Origin of the sequence: Delftia tsuruhatensis NBRC 16741 (assembly GCF_001571325.1) — a bacterium.
GTDB lineage: Bacteria > Pseudomonadota > Gammaproteobacteria > Burkholderiales > Burkholderiaceae_C > Comamonas > Comamonas tsuruhatensis.
Genome location: NZ_BCTO01000032.1, coordinates 153,475 through 170,160 on the forward strand (window position 1 = coordinate 153,475; position 16,686 = coordinate 170,160).

At 69.3% G+C, this 16,686-nt stretch carries 16 protein-coding genes; 4 read left to right on the forward strand and 12 right to left on the reverse strand.

Going from position 1 to position 16,686, the window contains the following annotated elements:
* Positions 1 to 43: 43 nt before the first annotated feature.
* Positions 44 to 586, forward strand: coding sequence for a PAS and helix-turn-helix domain-containing protein (locus tag DTS01S_RS16785; protein ID WP_016446258.1), 543 nt, complete (start codon positions 44 to 46; stop codon positions 584 to 586).
* Between the two features lie 264 nt (positions 587 to 850).
* A complete protein-coding gene (locus tag DTS01S_RS16790) occupies positions 851 to 2,302 on the forward strand; it encodes a catalase (protein ID WP_016446259.1) in 1,452 nt (483 codons plus the stop codon).
* 66 nt (positions 2,303 to 2,368) lie between these two features.
* Here the strand turns inward: DTS01S_RS16790 and DTS01S_RS16795 are convergent, their stop codons facing one another.
* Both DTS01S_RS16795 and DTS01S_RS16800 read right to left on the reverse strand, forming a co-directional pair.
* On the reverse strand, positions 2,369 to 2,809 hold the full coding sequence (locus DTS01S_RS16795) for a nuclear transport factor 2 family protein (RefSeq protein ID WP_016446260.1): 441 nt from the start codon (positions 2,807 to 2,809) through the stop codon (positions 2,369 to 2,371).
* A gap of 47 nt (positions 2,810 to 2,856) precedes the next feature.
* Complete coding sequence (locus DTS01S_RS16800; RefSeq protein WP_061288150.1) at positions 2,857 to 4,878, reverse strand: NADPH-dependent 2,4-dienoyl-CoA reductase; 2,022 nt, start codon at positions 4,876 to 4,878, stop codon at positions 2,857 to 2,859.
* Positions 4,879 to 5,038: 160 nt separating this feature from the next.
* Here DTS01S_RS16800 and DTS01S_RS16805 point away from each other — a divergent pair, with 160 nt between their 5' ends.
* Positions 5,039 to 5,578 (forward strand): PadR family transcriptional regulator, encoded by a 540-nt coding sequence (locus DTS01S_RS16805; protein WP_016446262.1) that lies wholly within the window; start codon positions 5,039 to 5,041, stop codon positions 5,576 to 5,578.
* Between the two features lie 57 nt (positions 5,579 to 5,635).
* On the opposite strand, the gene DTS01S_RS16810 is transcribed toward DTS01S_RS16805, so the two are convergent.
* The 9 genes from DTS01S_RS16810 to DTS01S_RS16850 form a co-directional block, all read right to left on the reverse strand.
* On the reverse strand, positions 5,636 to 6,559 hold the full coding sequence (locus DTS01S_RS16810; RefSeq protein ID WP_061288153.1) for an SMP-30/gluconolactonase/LRE family protein: 924 nt from the start codon (positions 6,557 to 6,559) through the stop codon (positions 5,636 to 5,638).
* 22 nt (positions 6,560 to 6,581) lie between these two features.
* Entirely contained in the window at positions 6,582 to 7,472 is an 891-nt protein-coding gene (locus DTS01S_RS16815; RefSeq protein ID WP_061288155.1) for an amidohydrolase family protein, read from the reverse strand.
* Positions 7,473 to 7,476: 4 nt separating this feature from the next.
* The gene (locus DTS01S_RS16820) at positions 7,477 to 8,433 is read right to left on the reverse strand and encodes a tripartite tricarboxylate transporter substrate binding protein (protein ID WP_061288157.1); all 957 of its coding nucleotides are present in this window, start codon (positions 8,431 to 8,433) and stop codon (positions 7,477 to 7,479) included.
* Between the two features lie 39 nt (positions 8,434 to 8,472).
* On the reverse strand, positions 8,473 to 9,477 hold the full coding sequence (locus DTS01S_RS16825) for a Bug family tripartite tricarboxylate transporter substrate binding protein (protein ID WP_017403832.1): 1,005 nt from the start codon (positions 9,475 to 9,477) through the stop codon (positions 8,473 to 8,475).
* 70 nt (positions 9,478 to 9,547) lie between these two features.
* A complete protein-coding gene (locus DTS01S_RS16830) occupies positions 9,548 to 10,480 on the reverse strand; it encodes an NAD(P)-dependent oxidoreductase (protein ID WP_061288159.1) in 933 nt (310 codons plus the stop codon).
* Entirely contained in the window at positions 10,477 to 11,163 is a 687-nt protein-coding gene (locus DTS01S_RS16835) for an RraA family protein (RefSeq protein ID WP_016446268.1), read from the reverse strand. The genes DTS01S_RS16830 and DTS01S_RS16835 overlap by 4 nt, the downstream gene beginning before the upstream one ends.
* Before the next feature lie 48 nt (positions 11,164 to 11,211).
* On the reverse strand, positions 11,212 to 12,210 hold the full coding sequence (locus DTS01S_RS16840; RefSeq protein WP_016446269.1) for a Bug family tripartite tricarboxylate transporter substrate binding protein: 999 nt from the start codon (positions 12,208 to 12,210) through the stop codon (positions 11,212 to 11,214).
* Positions 12,207 to 13,142: an amidohydrolase family protein gene (locus DTS01S_RS16845; protein WP_046987105.1), complete on the reverse strand. Its 936-nt coding sequence runs from the start codon at positions 13,140 to 13,142 to the stop codon at positions 12,207 to 12,209. Before DTS01S_RS16845 ends, DTS01S_RS16840 begins: the two co-directional genes overlap by 4 nt.
* A gap of 77 nt (positions 13,143 to 13,219) precedes the next feature.
* Complete coding sequence (locus DTS01S_RS16850; protein WP_061288161.1) at positions 13,220 to 14,221, reverse strand: Bug family tripartite tricarboxylate transporter substrate binding protein; 1,002 nt, start codon at positions 14,219 to 14,221, stop codon at positions 13,220 to 13,222.
* A gap of 127 nt (positions 14,222 to 14,348) precedes the next feature.
* Between DTS01S_RS16850 and DTS01S_RS16855 the strand changes: the two genes are divergently transcribed.
* A complete protein-coding gene (locus tag DTS01S_RS16855; protein WP_016451548.1) occupies positions 14,349 to 15,137 on the forward strand; it encodes an IclR family transcriptional regulator in 789 nt (262 codons plus the stop codon).
* Positions 15,138 to 15,177: 40 nt separating this feature from the next.
* On the opposite strand, the gene DTS01S_RS16860 is transcribed toward DTS01S_RS16855, so the two are convergent.
* Entirely contained in the window at positions 15,178 to 16,686 is a 1,509-nt protein-coding gene (locus tag DTS01S_RS16860; RefSeq protein WP_061288163.1) for a YdgA family protein, read from the reverse strand.

The following is a 16,686-nucleotide window of genomic DNA, read 5'->3' on the forward strand; positions in this document are numbered from 1 at the left end:
ATACTACGTACTTGCATAGGTAGTTTTTCGTAAAGATTTGCCCATGGATATAGATTACAGGCTGGCGTTCGAGGCCGCCCCCGTCGGTCTCGTGATCTCGCGCAACCGCACCATGATCGACTGCAATCGCCAGGTCTGCGAGATGTTCGAGGCCTCGCGCGAGGTGCTGATCGGCCAGACCTTCCAGATCCTCTACCCCAGCGCCGACGAGTACGAGCGGCTGGGCGCGCGCATCGCGCCCATTCTCAACGCCCGGGGTTTCTACTCGGACAACCGCATCATGAAGCGCGCCAACGGCGAAACGTTCTGGTGCCATGTCACGGGCCGCACGCTGGACCGCAGCGACCCGCATGCCTCGGGCATCTGGAGCTTCGAGGACCTCAGCGCCCAGCGCCCCGTCAAGGCCGAACTCACGGGGCGCGAGCGCGAGGTGGCCGCCCGCCTGCTGGAAGGCCTGACCTCCAAGGAAATCGGCCGCGCCCTGGCCATCAGCCACCGCACGGTGGAGATCTACCGCGCACGGCTGATGCGCAAGTACGGCGCCTCCACGGCCGCCGATCTGGTCCACAAGCTGGTCTCTGGCTGACAGGGCGACGGCCTACACGGGCCGTATCCGCCCGCGCAACACAATGCCTTGGCAAAAAGCATGCCCGGCACGACGCAGGCGGGGTGCGGTGAAATTTTTTGGCTATGGCGCAGTTGAGATTTGCCAATCGCCAAAGCCTTGCCGCATCCATAGAACGAAACAACAATAAAAGCAATTCGATAGCACTCAGCTATTGATTTTCCAAGCGCCGCGCTGCCTGCGTGCAAGCCGGCGCCGCTACCACCCCTCGATCAAGGAGAGACCATGACCCACAAGCTCACCACCGCCGCAGGTGCCCCGGTTGCCAACAACCAGGACTCGCTCACGGCCGGCCCGCGTGGCCCGATGCTGCTGCAGGACCTGTGGCATCTGGAAAAAATGGCCCACTTCAACCGCGAAGTGATTCCCGAGCGCCGCATGCACGCCAAGGGCTCGGGCGCCTTCGGCACCTTCACCGTGACGGGTGACATCACGCGCTATACCCGCGCCAAGGTGTTCTCCGACATCGGCAAGCAGACCGAAGTGTTCGCGCGCTTTTCCACCGTGGCCGGCGAGCGCGGCGCGGCCGACGCCGAGCGCGACATCCGCGGCTTCGCCGTCAAGCTCTATACCGAGGAAGGCAACTGGGACCTGGTGGGCAACAACACGCCGGTGTTCTTCTTCCGCGACCCGCTCAAGTTCCCGGACCTGAACAAGGCCGTCAAGCGCGATCCCTACACCAACCTGCGCTCGCCCGAGAACAACTGGGACTTCTGGACCGGCCTGCCCGAGGCGCTGCACCAGATCACCATCGTCATGAGCGACCGGGGCATTCCGCGCGGCTACCGCCACATGCACGGCTTCGGCTCGCATACCTACAGCTTCATCAACGCCAGCAACGAGCGCCACTGGGTCAAGTTCCACTGGGTCTGCCAGCAGGGCATCGAGAACTTCACCGATTCCGAGGCGGCCTCCGTCGTCGCCTCCGACCGTGAAAGCAGCCAGCGCGACCTGCTCGAGGCCATCGACCGCGGCGAGTTCCCGCGCTGGAAGCTGTGCGTGCAGATCATGCCCGAGCATGAAGCCGAGACCTACCGCTTCCACCCCTTCGACCTGACCAAGGTCTGGAGCAAGAAGGACTACCCGCTGATCGAAGTGGGCGTGATGGAGCTCAACCGCAACCCGCGCAACTACCACGCCGATGTGGAGCAGGCCTCGTTCACGCCGGCCAACCTGGTGCCGGGCATCGGCCCCTCGCCCGACCGCATGCTGCAGTCGCGCCTGTTCTCGTATGGCGATGCCGCGCGCTACCGCCTGGGCGTGAACCACCACCAGATCCCCGTGAACGCGCCGCGCTGCCCCTACCACGCCTACCACCGCGATGGCGCCATGCGCGTGGACGGCAACTACGGCGGCACCATCGCCTACGAGCCCAACACCAAGGGCGAGTGGCAGGAGCAGCCGGCCTTCGCCGAGCCGCCGCTGGCCCTCAACGGCGCGGCCGACCGCTGGAACTACCGCGAGGACGACGCCGACTACTTCACCCAGCCCGGCGACCTGTTCCGCCTGCTCACGCCCGATGCGCAGCAGCGCCTGTTCGAGAACACGGCGCGCAACATCGCCGGTGTGTCCGAGCACATCGTGCAAAAGCACATAGCGCACTGCACCCAGGCCGACCCGGCCTACGGCAAGGGCGTGGCCGATGCCATCGCCCGCCAGAAGGCCGGAACGCTCTGACCGGCTGACGCCCACGGCAAAACGCCCCCGAAACTTCGGGGGCGTTTTTCATGGCGCGCCCTGCCCTCAGGCCACGGCCTTGAAGGCGGGAAGCTTGTCGCCCAGCCGCTTGCCCATCTCCGTGCCCAGGGCCTGCAGGCCGCTCATGGGGCGCACCATGACCTCGAATTCCCGGATCAGCCCCTGCTCGTCGAAGCGGATGAAGTCGATTCCCTTGAGGTTCTTGCCGCCCACGCTGGCGCTGAACTCCAGCACCACGTCCAGGCCGTCATCGCTGGCCATCTGGCGGTGGTAGGTGAAGTTCTCGAAGACCTGGACCACGGTGGACAGCGCCAGCATCAGCGCGGCTGCCGAGGCATAGGGCGTGTTCGCCATGGGCGAGCGGAACACTGCATCGGGATGGACGATGGTGTGCAGCTCGCCCAGGTCGCTGGCGGCAACCATGCGATGCCACAGCTCCAGGGAGCGGGCGACTGCGGGATGGGCGTTCTTCGGGGGCTGGGACATGCTTGTCTCCTGGTGGTTGAGGTGGAAAACGGAATCGGGCGGCGCCCTCAAAGACTGGCCGCCAGCGTGGTGCCTTGCAGGATGGCGCGCTTGGCGTCGAGTTCGGCCGCCACGTCGGCGCCGCCGATCAGGTGCACGCTGCAGCCCGCCGCGCTCAGGGCCGCATGCAGCTCGCGCTGCGGCTCCTGGCCCGCGCAGAGCACGACGTTGTCCACCTCCAGCAGTTGCGGCTGGCCGTCCACGGTGATGTGCAGGCCGGCGTCGTCGATGCGCTCATAGGCCACGCCCGAGCCCATGGCCACGCTGCGTGCCTTCAGCGAGGTACGGTGTATCCAGCCCGTGGTCTTGCCCAGCTGGTCGCCCACCTTGGTGGACTTGCGCTGCAGCAGGTGCACGCGGCGCGGCGAGGGCTGGGCCTGCGGCTGCGCCAGGCCGCCGGCCTGGGCGTAGTCCGTGTCTATGCCCCACTCCGCATAGAACTTGCGGGGCGCCACGGCGCCGCTGTCGCCGGCATGGGTCAGGTACTCGGCCACATCGAAGCCGATGCCGCCCGCGCCGATGATGGCCACGCGCTCGCCCACGGGCCTGTCGCCCTGCAGCACGTCCAGATAGCCGAGCACCTTGGGATGGTCCACGCCGTCGATGGCGGGAAGGCGCGGCCGTATGCCCGTGGCCAGGACGATCTCGTCATAGCCGCCCTCGATGAGCTGGGCAGCCTCCACGCGGTGGCCCAGTCGCAGCGCCACGCCGCCCAGCTCCAGCTGGCGGCGGAAGTAGCGCAGCGTCTCGTGGAACTCCTCCTTGCCGGGCACCTTCTTGGCAATGTTGAACTGCCCGCCGATCTCGCTGGCCGCATCGAACAAGGTCACCGCATGGCCGCGCTGCGCGGCGGTGACGGCAAAGCTCAGGCCCGCCGGGCCGGCGCCCACCACGGCGATGCGCTTGGCGGCGGGCGCGGGCGCAATCACCAGCTCGGTCTCATGGCAGGCGCGCGGGTTGACCAGGCAGGAGGTGATCTTGCCGCCAAAGGTATGGTCCAGGCAGGCCTGGTTGCAGGCAATGCAGGTGTTGATCTCGTCGGCACGGCCCTGGCGTGCCTTGCGCACGAAGTCGCCATCGGCCAGCAGCGGCCGGGCCATGGAGACCATGTCGGCATAGCCCTCGGCCAGCAGGCGCTCGGCCACTTCGGGCGTGTTGATGCGGTTGGAGGTGATCAGCGGGATGCCCACCTGCCCCATCACGCGCTGCGTGACCCAGGCATAGGCGGCGCGCGGCACCTTGGTGGCGATGGTGGGGATGCGCGCCTCGTGCCAGCCTATGCCCGTGTTCAGCAGCGTGGCGCCCGCGGCCTCGATGGCCTGGGCCAGCGCGATCACTTCCTCCAGCGTGGAGCCGCCCTCCACCAAATCCAGCATGGACAGGCGGTAGATGATGATGAAGTCCCGCCCCACGCGCTGGCGCGTGCGCCGCACGATCTCCACCGCAAAGCGCATGCGGCCCGCGTAGCTGCCGCCCCATTCGTCATCGCGGTGGTTGGTGCGTGCAGCGATGAACTCGTTGATCAGGTAGCCCTCCGAGCCCATGATCTCCACGCCGTCGTAGCCCGCATGCCGGGCCAGGGCTGCGCAGCGCACGAAGTCCTCGATGGTCTGCTCCACCTCGTCGCCCGTCAGCGCATGCGGCACGAAGGGGTTGATGGGCGCCTGCAGTGCGCTGGGCGCCACCAGCCCGGGCTGGTAGGCGTAGCGGCCGAAGTGCAGGATCTGCATGGCGATCTTGCCGCCCTCGGCATGGACGGCCTGCGTGACGATGCGGTGCTGGTCCGCCTCGTGTTCGTTGACCATCATGGCGCCGCCCTTCATGGGCCGGCCCCGCTCATTGGGGGCGATGCCGCCCGTGACGATCAAGCCCACCTCGCCACGTGCCCGTTCCGCATAGAAGGCGGCCATGCGCTCGAAACCGTTGGGCGCCTCCTCCAGGCCCACGTGCATGGAGCCCATGAGCACGCGGTTTCTGAGCGTGGTGAAGCCCAGGTCCAGTTCGGCATTCAGGTGGGGGTAGTGGGTCATGCCTGTCTCGCTTTTTTATGCAACTGATTGCATGAATGTAGTCAGCCTCCTTTATTTATGCAACTGGTTGCGCAAAAAATTGCAGAAATGACTGCAGCGCTTGGCCGCACCTCCATGCAGGCCCGTAAGATGGCGCCCAGCGCCAGTCCCTTTGTTGCCGATGTCCCTGCCACACGCCCTTCTCACCGCCTTGGTCGAGCACCCCTGCTCGGGCTCGGAACTTGCCGAGCGCTTCGACCGCTCCATCGGCTACTTCTGGAACGCCACGCACCAGCAGATCTACCGCGAACTCGCCCGGCTGGAAGAGGCGCAATGGATAGAGGCCCTGCCCGCCGAATCCGGCCGGGGCCGCAAGCGCCAGTACCGCATCCTTCCCACGGGCCGCAAGGAGCTCAAGCGCTGGGTGGCCGAGCAGGAAGACCCCAAGCCGCTGCGCGAGGAATGGATGGTCCGCCTGCGTGCCGAGGCGGTGGTGGGGCCCTGCGGACTGCAGGACGAAGTGCAGCGGCTGCTGGCACTGCACCAGGCGCAGCTGGACGTCTACCAGCGCCTGGAGCAGCGCGATTTCCTGGACAAGCCGCCCACGCGCGAGCGGCGGCTGCAGCACCTGGTGCTCAAGGCCGGCATACAGCAGGAGCAGCTGTGGATAGGCCTGCTGCAGGAAGCCCGGGAGATCCTGGACATGCCGGCCAGGCCCTGAGCAACGGTTGCGACGACTGAGACGACTGAGACGGCTGAGACGGTCGCGACGGCCGCCTCAGCCCTTGTTCAAGCCGTGCAGCGCCAGCCCCGGCGCCTCCAGCCGGGCACGCAGAATGCGCCCGTGCGTGGAGTCCGTCACATGCAGCGTGCGGCGGTCCGCGCCGCCAAAGGCCAGGTTGGTGAGCGAGCTTCCCGGCACGCCACGCAGCACCTGCACGGGCTCGGCCCGATGGTTGAGCACCCACACCAGGCCCAGGCCCGGGTTGGCCACCAGCAGCCGGCCCTGGTCATCCACGGCCAGCCCGTCGGGACCGCTGGGGCCGTAGGAGGTGAAGAACTGCCCCACCTTGGCCACGCTGCCATCGGGCAGCAGGGGCACGCGCCAGACGCAGTTGCCGCGCGTCACGGCCAGGTAGAGCACGCGGCCGTCGGGCGACAGCGCCACGCCGTTGGGGCTGGGCACGTTGGCCAGCAGCAGGTCCAGCCGGCCGTCCGGACGCAGGCGGTACAGGCGGCCGCTGGGATCGTGCAGGCCGCTCTGGCCCTGGTCGGTGAAGTAGAGGTTGCCTTCGGCATCGAAGACCAGGTCGTTCACGCCCTTGAAACGCTCGCTGTTGCGCCGCTGCAGATAGGGGCTGACGCGCCCCGTGGCCACCTCCAGGCACATCAGGCCGTTCTTGTAGTCGGTGATCAGCAGCGTGCGCTCGTCAAGGAACTTCATGCCGTTGGGCTCGCCGTCGTACTCGGCCACCAGGGTCCAGGCGCCTTGCGGATCGATGCGGAAGACGCGGCCCCAGGGAATGTCGGCCACGTACAGGTTGCCGGCGCCGTCGAACACCGGCCCCTCGAGGAAGGAGTCGGTCACGGCGCCGCTGCGGTTGGCATCGGCCCAGTCGCTGCGCTCGGGGCGGCGCAGTGCGTCGGGCATGGTGGTGAACGATTCGAGTTCGCAGACCTGGGGGGCTTGCAGCAGGAACATGGTGCTTGTCTTTCTCGGGATTTCAGGGGATGGCGCTGAAACCGTACAGGCGCGCTGGATTGTCGACAAGGATGCGGTCCATGGCCTCGTCCGTGCCCGCCCAGGCCTGCAGCAGATCGACCAGATCGGCATCGTCGACGGAGCCCGGCGCCTCGGTGGTGTGCGGCCAGTCGCTGCCCCAGACCAGGCGCTCGGGTGCGGCGCGCACCAGGTCGCGGCCCAGCGGCAGCGTGTCGGCATAGGAGGGGCCGCCCACCGATGAACGCATATAGGCGCCGGAGAGCTTGACCCAGGTGTTGCCGCCATCGAGCAGCCGGCGCAGCGCGGCATGGGCCGCGCCCTCCATGCCTTCAGCCGGGTCCATGCGGCCCAGGTGGTCCACGACCAGGGGCACGGGCAGCGCGCCCAGCACGGGCTCCAGCGCCACCAGCTGTTCGGGCTGCACGAAGACCTGCACATGCCAGCCCAGCCGTGCGACCCGGTGCGCCAGCGTGACCAGCATGTGGGCCGTGGTCTCGCCCCAGGACTGCGGCGAGACAAAGTTCACGCGCAGCCCGCAGACACGGTGCGTGGCCAGCCGGTCCAGCTCGGCATCGGCCACATCGTGGGCGACCACGGCCACGCCGCGCGCATCATCGCCCAGGCGCTCCAGCGCATCCAGCGTGCAGGCGTTGTCCGTGCCATAGGTCGAGGGCGTGACCACCACGGCGCGCGAGGTGCCCAGGCGCCGCTGCAGTTGACGGTACATGGCCACGTCGGCCTGCGGAGGCGTGCGCGGCCAGTGCGGCGACGGCGCAAAGCGCGCATCGAAGATGTGCATGTGGCTGTCGCAAGCCAGGGGCGGCAGCGTGCGCGCAGGCCTGCTCGTGCCGGCCGAGTGCGGCACGGCCATGGCGATGTCGGTCATGCCCATGCGCTCAGTCCAGCACGATGGCGCCCTTGCGCACCACCTCGCCCCACTTGGCGTCTTCCTTCTGGAGGAAGGCGGCGAACTCGGCCGGCGTCGATGCCATGGGCTGGGCGCCCAGGTCGCTCAGGCGCTGGCGCACCTCGGCTTCCTGCAGCACCTCGGACAGCGCCTGGTGCAGGCGCGCGGCCACGGGCTCGGGCGTGCCCGTGGGCAGGAAGATGCCGTTCCACTCATAGGCCTCGTAGCCGGGAATCACGGTCTCGGACACGGTGGGCACATCGGGCAGGCGCGCCGAGCGCTGGGGCGCCGCCACGGCCAGGGCGCGCAGCTTGCCGCCCGTGACCAGCGGATAGGTGGCCGCCATGGTGCCGAACATGAAGTCCACCTGCCCGCCCATCACATCGGCAATGGCCGGCCCGCCGCTCTTGTAGGGCACATGGACCATGTCCAGCTCCAGCCGCTGGCGGAACAGCTCGGCCGCCAGGCGCTGCACCGTGCCGCTGCCGCCCGAGGCGAAGTTGATCTTGCCCGGCTGCGCCTTGGCCCTGGCCGCCAGGTCGGCCACGCTGCGCACGTGCGAGTCGGCCTTGACCACGACCACATTGGGCATGAGCAGCACCAGCGACAGCGGCTGCAGCGCGCTGCGCGCATAGGGCAGCTTGGCAAACAGATGCGGGTTGATGGAAAACGGCGTGGCGTCGTAGAGCACCGTGTACCCGTCGGCGCGCGCCTTGGCCACCTGGCTGGCGCCAATGGTGCCGCTGGCGCCGGGCCGGTTGTCCACGATGATGCTGGTGCCCAGCCGCGCGCCCATGCGCGTGGCCAGCAGGCGCGCGGCCGCGTCGGCGCCGCCGCCGGGCGCATAGGGCACGACCAGGGTGATGGGACGCTCGGGAAAGGCGGCCTGGGCCACGGCGGCGGCCAGGGCGCAGGCCGCGATCAGGGTTCTGGCAAGGAATTTCATGGCTTGTCTCCACATTTTTTAGAGGGGGCGGCGGCCGAATCAATCCGCCTTCAGGTTCAGTTCGCGGGCGATCTGCGCATAGGAGGCCGCTTCGCTGGCCACGCGCTGCGCGAAGGCGCTGCCGCAGCTGGACTCGGCATCCATGCCCAGGCCGTGCAGCTTTTCCGCGGCCGATGCACTCTTGGCGAACTCCACGGCCACGCGCTCCAGCGCCTGGGCCGCGCCGTCGGGAATGCCGGCCGGCGCGAGCACGCCGTACCAGACATCGGCCGAGTAGTCGCCGCCGCCCGCTTCGGCAAAGGTGGGCACCTGGGGCAGCAGGGACGCGCGTCTGGGCGAAGCCACGGCCAGCGCCGTGAGCTTGCCGCTGCGCACCTGGGGCAGCACCGAGCCCAGCGTGGCGAAGGAGCTGTCGAGCTGGCCGCCCATGAGATCCGTGACCACGGGCGCCGCGCCCTTGTAGGGCACGTGGTTGAGCTTAAGGCTCTTGGCCCGCGCAAACATCTCGGTGGCGAAATGGCCCGAACTGCCCATGCCCGCCGTGCCGGCCGTGACGCTGCCGGGCCGGCTGCGTGCCTGGTCCATGTACTCCTGCAGGTTGCGCGCCGGCATGCCCGGCCCCACGACCAGCACCGTGGGGCTGCTGGCCACCGTGCACAGCGGCCGGAACGAGCGCACCACGTCGAACTTCACGCGGCCCTGGTACAGCGCCGGGATCATGCTGTGGTTGGTGGCGCCGAACAGCAGCGTATAGCCATCGGCCGGCGCGCCAGCCACGGCCTGCGCGGCCAGTATGGTGTTGGCCCCGGGCTTGTTGTCCACCACGAAGGGCTGGCCCAGCGCCTTGCCCGCATGGTCGGCAAAGGCGCGCGCCACCACGTCGGTGGGGCCGCCCGCCGCAAAGCCCACGACCAGCCGCACGGGCTTGGCCGGATAGTCCTTCTGCGCCAGCGCGGGCTGGGCGCCCAGCACGGCCAGCCCCACGGCGGCCAGCAGGCCGCCGCGCAAGGCCAGGCGGCGGACCTCTTGGAAATTCCTCGACATCGCTTGTCTCCTCAAATCACATGCATGCACATGCATGGGCCAAGGGCGCACACGGCGCCCCTGCCCTGGCTCAGGCGCCGGCCACCGCAGGCACGCGGGCCAGCACCTCCAGCACATTGCGGGCCGCGCCCACGCCCATGTTCACGTAGGCATCGCCGGTCACGCCGCCGATATGGGGGCTGAGCACGAAGTTCCTTTCGCCCTGGAACGGGTGGCCGGCCACCATGGGCTCCACCGCAAAGCTGTCCAGCCCTGCGGCCGCCACCTGGCCCGAGCGCACGGCGGCCAGGAGCGCGGCCTCGTCGATCAGGCCGCCGCGTGCGGTGTTGACCACGATCACGCCGCGCTTGCAGGCCGCCAGCGTGGAGGCGCCGAGCATGCCCCGGTTTTCCTCGGTCAGCGGGCAGTGCAGCGAAATCGCGTCGGACTCGCGCCAGATGGTTTCCAGGTCCACGGGCTGCACGTAGGCGGGCAGGTTCTTTGCGAAGGGATCGAAGCCGATCACGCGCATGCCCAGCGCATCGGCCATGCGCGCAAAGCGCAGGCCGATGGCGCCCAGCCCCACCAGGCCCACGGTGCGCCCGCCCAGCTCCAGGCTCTTGTGCGTGGCCTTGTCCCAGTGGCCTGCGTGCATGCGGGCGTCCAGCGCCACCACCGACTTGGCGCAGGCCAGCAGCAGCGCGAGTGCCTGCTCGGCCACGGCCGCCGCATTGGCGCCCGCGGCGGCCACCACGGCAATGCCGCGTTCGGCGGCGGCCGCCTTGTCGATGGTGTCCGTGCCGCTGCCGTGCTTGGAGATCACGCGCAGCGAGGGCGCCGCGTCCATCACGGCCGCGCCCACCTTGCCGTAGCGCACGATGATGGCCACGGGATCATGGGCGCGGCACAGCGCGACCAGGTCCTCTTCGGTGGGCGTCTTGCCCGCATAGACGATGTCGTGCCGGGCCAGCAGGTCCAGGGCCTGTGGCGCCAGATCGGCGCCGGTGACGATGACGGTGCTCACAGCGATTCCCCTTCCTTGAGCACGCCGGCCGCGCGCAGGGCCGCGGGCAGCCACTTCGATGCCGTGTCGCCGCGCGCAATGGCCTCGATGCGGGCGGCCTCGTCGGCCACCTTCTTCACGGCCAGCTCCAGCATGGCGGGTGCCTTGGCGCGCTCGATGACGACCACGCCATCGGCATCGCCCACCACCAGGTCGCCCGGGTGAACCGTCGTGCCACCAGCGGAGATGGCGTGGTTGATGCGGCCCGGCACGAACTTGGTCGGGCCCGCGGGATTGAAGCCTGCGCTGAACACGGGGAAGTCCAGCTCCAGCAGCTCCAGGCGGTCGCGGATGGCGCCGTCCACGATAACGCCGGCCAGGCCCAGCTTCTTGCAGGCGCTGAGCATCAGCGTGCCCATCAGCGCGGCGGTCTGGTCGCCCTTGCCGTCGATGACCAGCACGTCGCCGGGCCGGGCCAGCGCGATGGCGGCGTGGATCATGAGGTTGTCGCCGGGACGCACCTCGACGGTGAAGGCCGGGCCGGCCACTTTCATGCCCTGGTGCACGGGCGCCACGCGCGAATGCATGGTGCCGCGGCGGCCCGCCACGTCGGCCAGGATGGCGGCCTGAAAGCCGGCTGCGCGCTGCACGACTTGGGCGTCCACGCGCTCTATGTCACGGATGATTTCTGGGAGTTGGCTCATGATGGTCCAGTGAGATGAGGTGAAGGAAAACAGAAAGATGTGCGCGCGTCAGTCGGCCTTGATGCCGGCCTCGCGGATGAGTTGGGCCCACTTGGCGGAGTCGGATTTCTGCAGCTCGCCCAATTGCCGTGGCGTGCCGCCGACCAGGGTCACGCCCAGCCGCTCGGCCAGTGCCACGACGGCCGGGTCCCTGAGCGCCTGGCCGATCTCCTGGTTCAGCCGCTGCACGATGGCGGCCGGCGTCCTGGCCGGCGCAAAGACGGCCTGCCACTGCTCGACCACGAAGTCGCCGATGCCGGCCTCGGCCATGGTGGGCACATCAGGCAGGGCCTTCAGGCGCGCCGCCGAGGTCACGGCCAGCGCGCGCAGCTTGCCGCCCTGCACATGGGGCAGCGCGGCGGCCACGGGGGCGAACATGAACTGCACCTGCCCCGCCAGCGTGTCCTGCAGCGCGGGCGTGTCGCCCTTGTAGGGCGCATGGATGAAGCGCACGCCGCCCTTTCTTTGCAGCAGCTCGCCCTGCATCTGCAAGATGGTTCCGCTGCCGCCCGAGGCAAAGGCCAGCTGGCCTGGCTGCGCCTTGGCGGCGGCCAGCAGATCGGCCACCGACTGGAAAGGCTGGGCCGCGCCCACCACCAGCAAATGGGGGATGGTGCCGATGGTGATGACGGGCTCGAAGCCCGCAATCGGGTCATAGGGCAGCTTGCCCATGAGGTGGGGCGCGATCGCCTGAGGGCCGATGGAGGTGCCCAGCAGCGTGTGGCCGTCCGGCGCCGCCTTGGCCACGTAGGCCGCGCCGATGGTGCCCGTGGCGCCCGCGCGGTTGTCCACGATCACGGTGCTGCCCAGGGCCTTGCCCAGGTGCAGTGCCACCTGGCGGCCCAGCACATCGGTGCTGCCGCCGGGCGGATAGGGCACGACCCAGGTGATGAGCTTGCCTGCCGGCCATGCGGGCTGCGCGTGGACGGCGGCGCTGCACAGCGGCCCCAGCAGGGCGGCGCCCCCTGCGGCCAGCAGGGTGCGGCGCGTGGGATGGAAGGTGTTCATGGTTTGTCTCCTGCTTGTGTGCAATGCAATGGCGGCGCTGCGGTCTCGAAGCCGTACAGCGCCCGGGGGTTGTCCACCAGCACGCGCCGCAGCGTGGCGGCACCGCCGGCATGGGCGGTCCAGTCGGCCAGGCGGTCGATCTGGCGGGCGTCATCGGGCAGGGGCTGCATGCCTGCCGAGGCGCTGACATGCGGCCAGTCGCTGCCCCAGAGCACACGCTCGGGCGCGCAGCGCAGATAGCTGGCGGCCAGGGCGTCCAGCGCCGGGTCTTCGACCGACTGCAGCGCGCTGACGATGTAGCCGCCGGACAACTTGACCCAGGCCCTGCCGCCCTCCAGCAGCTCCAGCAGCAGCGCATGGCCCGCATGGCGCCCCGCCTGCTCGGGGGCGATGCGGCCGAAGTGGTCGAACACCAGCGGCACCGGCAATTGCCGCAGCACGCCGGCCAGCGACGCCAGCAGGTCCGGCGCCATCAGCAGTTGCAGATGCCAGCCCAGCGGCGCAATGCGGCGGGCCAGCGGCACCAGCAGCTCGGCCGTGCCCGTCACGCCCAGCGACAGGTTCAGCCGCACGCCGCGCACGCCCAGGCCGTGCAGGCGCTGCAGCTGGTCATCGCTTTCGCTGCCATCGATCACGGCCACGCCCCGCGCCTGCGGGCCGAGGGCGGCCAGCCCGTCCAACATGCAGCGGTTGTCGCTGCCGTAGGTGGACGGCGTGACCAGCACGCAGCGCGAGGTGCCCAGGCGCCGCTGCAGCGCGCGGTAGTCGCCGGCCGAGGCGTCGGGCGGCAGCAGCCGCGCGCCCGGGGTTGCCGGGTAGCGGCCGTCATAGACATGCACATGGCAGTCGCAGGCATCCGGGGGCAGCACGGCACGGGGCCGGGCGCTGCCCTGCGAGAAACGGACGGGCACGGCAAGGCTGTCGCAGTCCATGGCGAGATCTCGATGGAGGAAAGGAAGGGAGGTGGGAGCGAGAAGGAAGCGAAAGGGCTGGCGCCCCTGCCCCGGGCTCAGTCCAGGCTGGCGCCCGAGTCCTTGACGATGCGTGCCCAGCGCGGCACCTCGGCGCGCAGCAGCGCGGCGAACTTCTCGGACGAGCCGCCCAGCACCTCGCCGCCTTCGGAGCGCAGCTTCTCGGCCACCTCGGGCACCAGCAGCGCATCGTTGATGGCCTTGTTCAGCTGCTGCACGATGGCCTGCGGCGTGCCAGCCGGCGCCAGCACCCCGAACCAGGTGACGGCCTCGAAGTCCTGGTAGCCGGACTCGGCCAGCGTGGGCGTCTGCGGCAGCTGGGCGGAGCGCTTGAGCGAGGTGACCATCACCGCGCGCAGCTTGCCGTTGCGCACCTGGCCCAGCAGCGTGGGCACGGCGGACATGTAGAAATCGATCTGCCCGCCCACCAGGTCGGTCATGGCCTGTGCTGCGCCCTTGTAGGGCACATGGCGCAGCTTGATGCCGGCCGCGTTCTCGGCCAGTTCGCCGGCCAGGTGCGCCACCGTGCCGTTGCCCGGGTAGCCCAGCGTGAGGCCGTCGGGCTTGGCCTTGGCGGCCTTGACCAGGTCGGCAAAGGTCTTGTAGGGCGAGTTGGCCGGCGCGGCCATGACGATGGGCGCGGAAGCCACCAGCGCCACGGGCACCAGATCCTTCAGCGGGTCATAGGGCAGCTTGGCGTACAGCGAGGGGTTGATGGCCAGGTTGCTGGTCTGGCCCATGACCAGGGTATGGCCGTCCGGCGCGGCCTTGGCCACGGCGTCCACGCCCAGGTTGCCGCCGGCGCCGGGCCGGTTGTCCACCACCACGGTCCACTTGTTGTGGTCCGCCAGCCGCTGGGCCACGGTGCGCGCGATCATGTCCGTGCCGCCACCGGGCGGAAACGGCACGACCAGGCGGATGGGCTTGCGGGGATAGGCGTCCTGGGCCTGGGCAGCACCCATGGGCACGATGGCGGCAACGCCGACCAGGACGGCAAGAAGGCGTGCGTTGAGGCAACGCGAAAGCGAGGAAATCGGCATGGCGGTTTGTCTCCGTTTGTTGTGTCCAACGCCCGCATGGCTGCGGTGCGTGGGACGAACTTTATGAAAACGTTTCAACCCATACAATGCCGTTTCATACAGCGCAACCAATTGCATGCCTTGCACCATGAACAAGCCCCCCAGCACCCCTTCCCCGGCGCAGCCCCCCGATGACAAGGCCAGCGCGGCCAAGGACGGCGGCGTCATCGCCGTCACGCGTGCCTTGCAGCTGCTTGGCGCCTTCGCCCTCGGGGAGTCGCACCTGTCCCTGGCGGAACTGAGCCGGCGCTGCGCGCTGCACAAGACCACGGTGCTGCGGCTGGCGCGCACGCTGGCGCAGTCGGGCTTCATGGTGCAAAGGGACGATGGGGACTGGCGCCTGGGCCCGGCCGCTGGCTGGCTGGGTGCGCGCTACCAGGCGGGCTTCGATGTGCAGAACGTGCTGGAGCCCGCGCTGCGCGCGCTCACGCAGGCCAGCGGCGAGAGCGCGGCCTTCTATGTGCGCGAAGGCAATGTGCGCACCTGCCTCGTGCGCGTGGAAGGGCCGCAGGCCCTGCGCCACCATGCGCGCATGGGCGAGGGGCTGCCGCTGGACCAGGGCTCGCCGGGGCGCGTGATCCTGGCGTTTTCAGGCGAGCCAGGGCCGGTGTACGAGCAGATCCGCCAGCGCGGCTACCACTGGTCCATCGGCGAGCGCGAACAGGGCGTGGCCACGGTGTCGGCGCCGGTGTTCGGCATGCACTGGCGGCTGATGGGGTCGGTGTGCATCTCCGGGCCGGCATCGCGCCTGCCCGAGGCCCGGCTGGAAGCCATGGCGCAGACGGTGGTGGCGGCGGCCAACCAGCTGTCCTATGCGCTGGCGGGCAGCGCCAGCACACAGGCCCCCGTGGTGCGCGCCAGCCAGTGGCATCCCTGAGAACCCCTTCCGGGGCGACGCCCCGAAGGTGGATGGCCGCTTACTGCAGCGCGCCCATGGGCAGGGCGATGGGCTTGCCGTTGAGCGTGACCTGGCCGGCCTGCATCTTGAGCGCGCTGACCAGCTTGTCGCCTTCCAGGCGGGCATAGCCCGTGGCCTGGGCCATGCCCAGCATGCCTTCCACATCCTCGGCCGAGACATCGGGCTTGCCCGATGCCTTGATCAGCGGCTCCAGCCAGGCCTTGGGCAGGCTGGCATTGGCCTGCAGTGCCGAGGTCTTGAGCAGCGCCGGCATCCAGCCGGCCTGGGCGACCTGCTCCTGCGTGGGCGCGCTTTGCACTTCGGCGCCGTACTCCAGGTGGCCGGTCTGGCCCTGGTAGGTGGCCTGCAGCTTCATGGAGTAGGCCGGCAGGGCCGCCACCAGGCGCGGGGCGTTCTGCATCAGCACGCCCATGCCCTGCTCTTCCAGCGACTCCAGTGCCTTGGCCAGGCCCTCCTTGCGGTAGCCCTCGACCATGACGCGCTGGAAGCCGCGCAGCGCCTCGATGTCCAGGCGCTGGATCTTTTCCTCGTAGCCCACGGACTCGAAATCGATGGGGCCGATACGGCCGGTGCCCTTGACCTGGGTGGTCATGCCCAGCGTGGTCTTGTCGGACTCGATGACCGAGCTGCCGTCCACGTTCTTGAGGTCCAGCAGCGTCTTGGCCTCGCCGCCTTCGGCGGGCGTGCTGCTCATGCCGAAGCGGGCGATGCGCACGCTGGCCTTGCCGGGGCCCAGGCCCCACAGGCCGTCGATGACCTTGTTCTCGAAGCTGCTTTCCAGGCCCGTGAGCACGATGCTGGTGCGCTCCACCGGCGCTGCGGCCGGCTGGGCGGCGATGGCCTCGTCGTTGTCGGATTCCTCCTCCTCGCCCTCATCCTCCTGCGCCTCCATGGACTTGTCGCGGCTGGGCAGGCCCAGCAGGGCCACCTCGGGCCAGCGCCAGGTGCCCTTGACGCTGCCACCGCCCAGGGCCGTGTCCAGCACCATTTCCTGCCAGCGCATGGTGACTTCGTTGTCGCCCATCTCGCCTGCAGGCAGCAGCAGGCGCACATCCTGGCCGCCCGTGAAGTGGTGCACGCTGGTCAGCGTGGGAGCGACAGCCTTGGCCAGGGTCTGGCGGCTCTTTTCGTCCAGGCCGTCGAGCGCAAAGCGCGTCTCCGACACCGCTGCCGCCAGGCGGCCACCGGCCAGCGGGCCGTGGCGCACCGTGGTGTCCACCACCAGGCGCACGGGCTTGGAGGCGGCTTCTGCGCCGGCGTCTGCAGCGGCGGGCGCATCGGCCTCGCCAGCCGCAGGCCACTGCAGCACCAGCTTGGCCTGGGACGACAGGAATCCCTTGTGGTATTCGTCGGTCACGACGGCCTTCTCGCCCAGCACCTTGCGCAATTCGGCCACGGCATCCTTGTAGCCGGACTCGGCCCTTTGGCCCGTATACCAGGTGGTTCCTCCATAGGCCACGACGGCCAATGCCACGGCAGCAGCCACTGCGGTTTTCTTGTTGCTCAT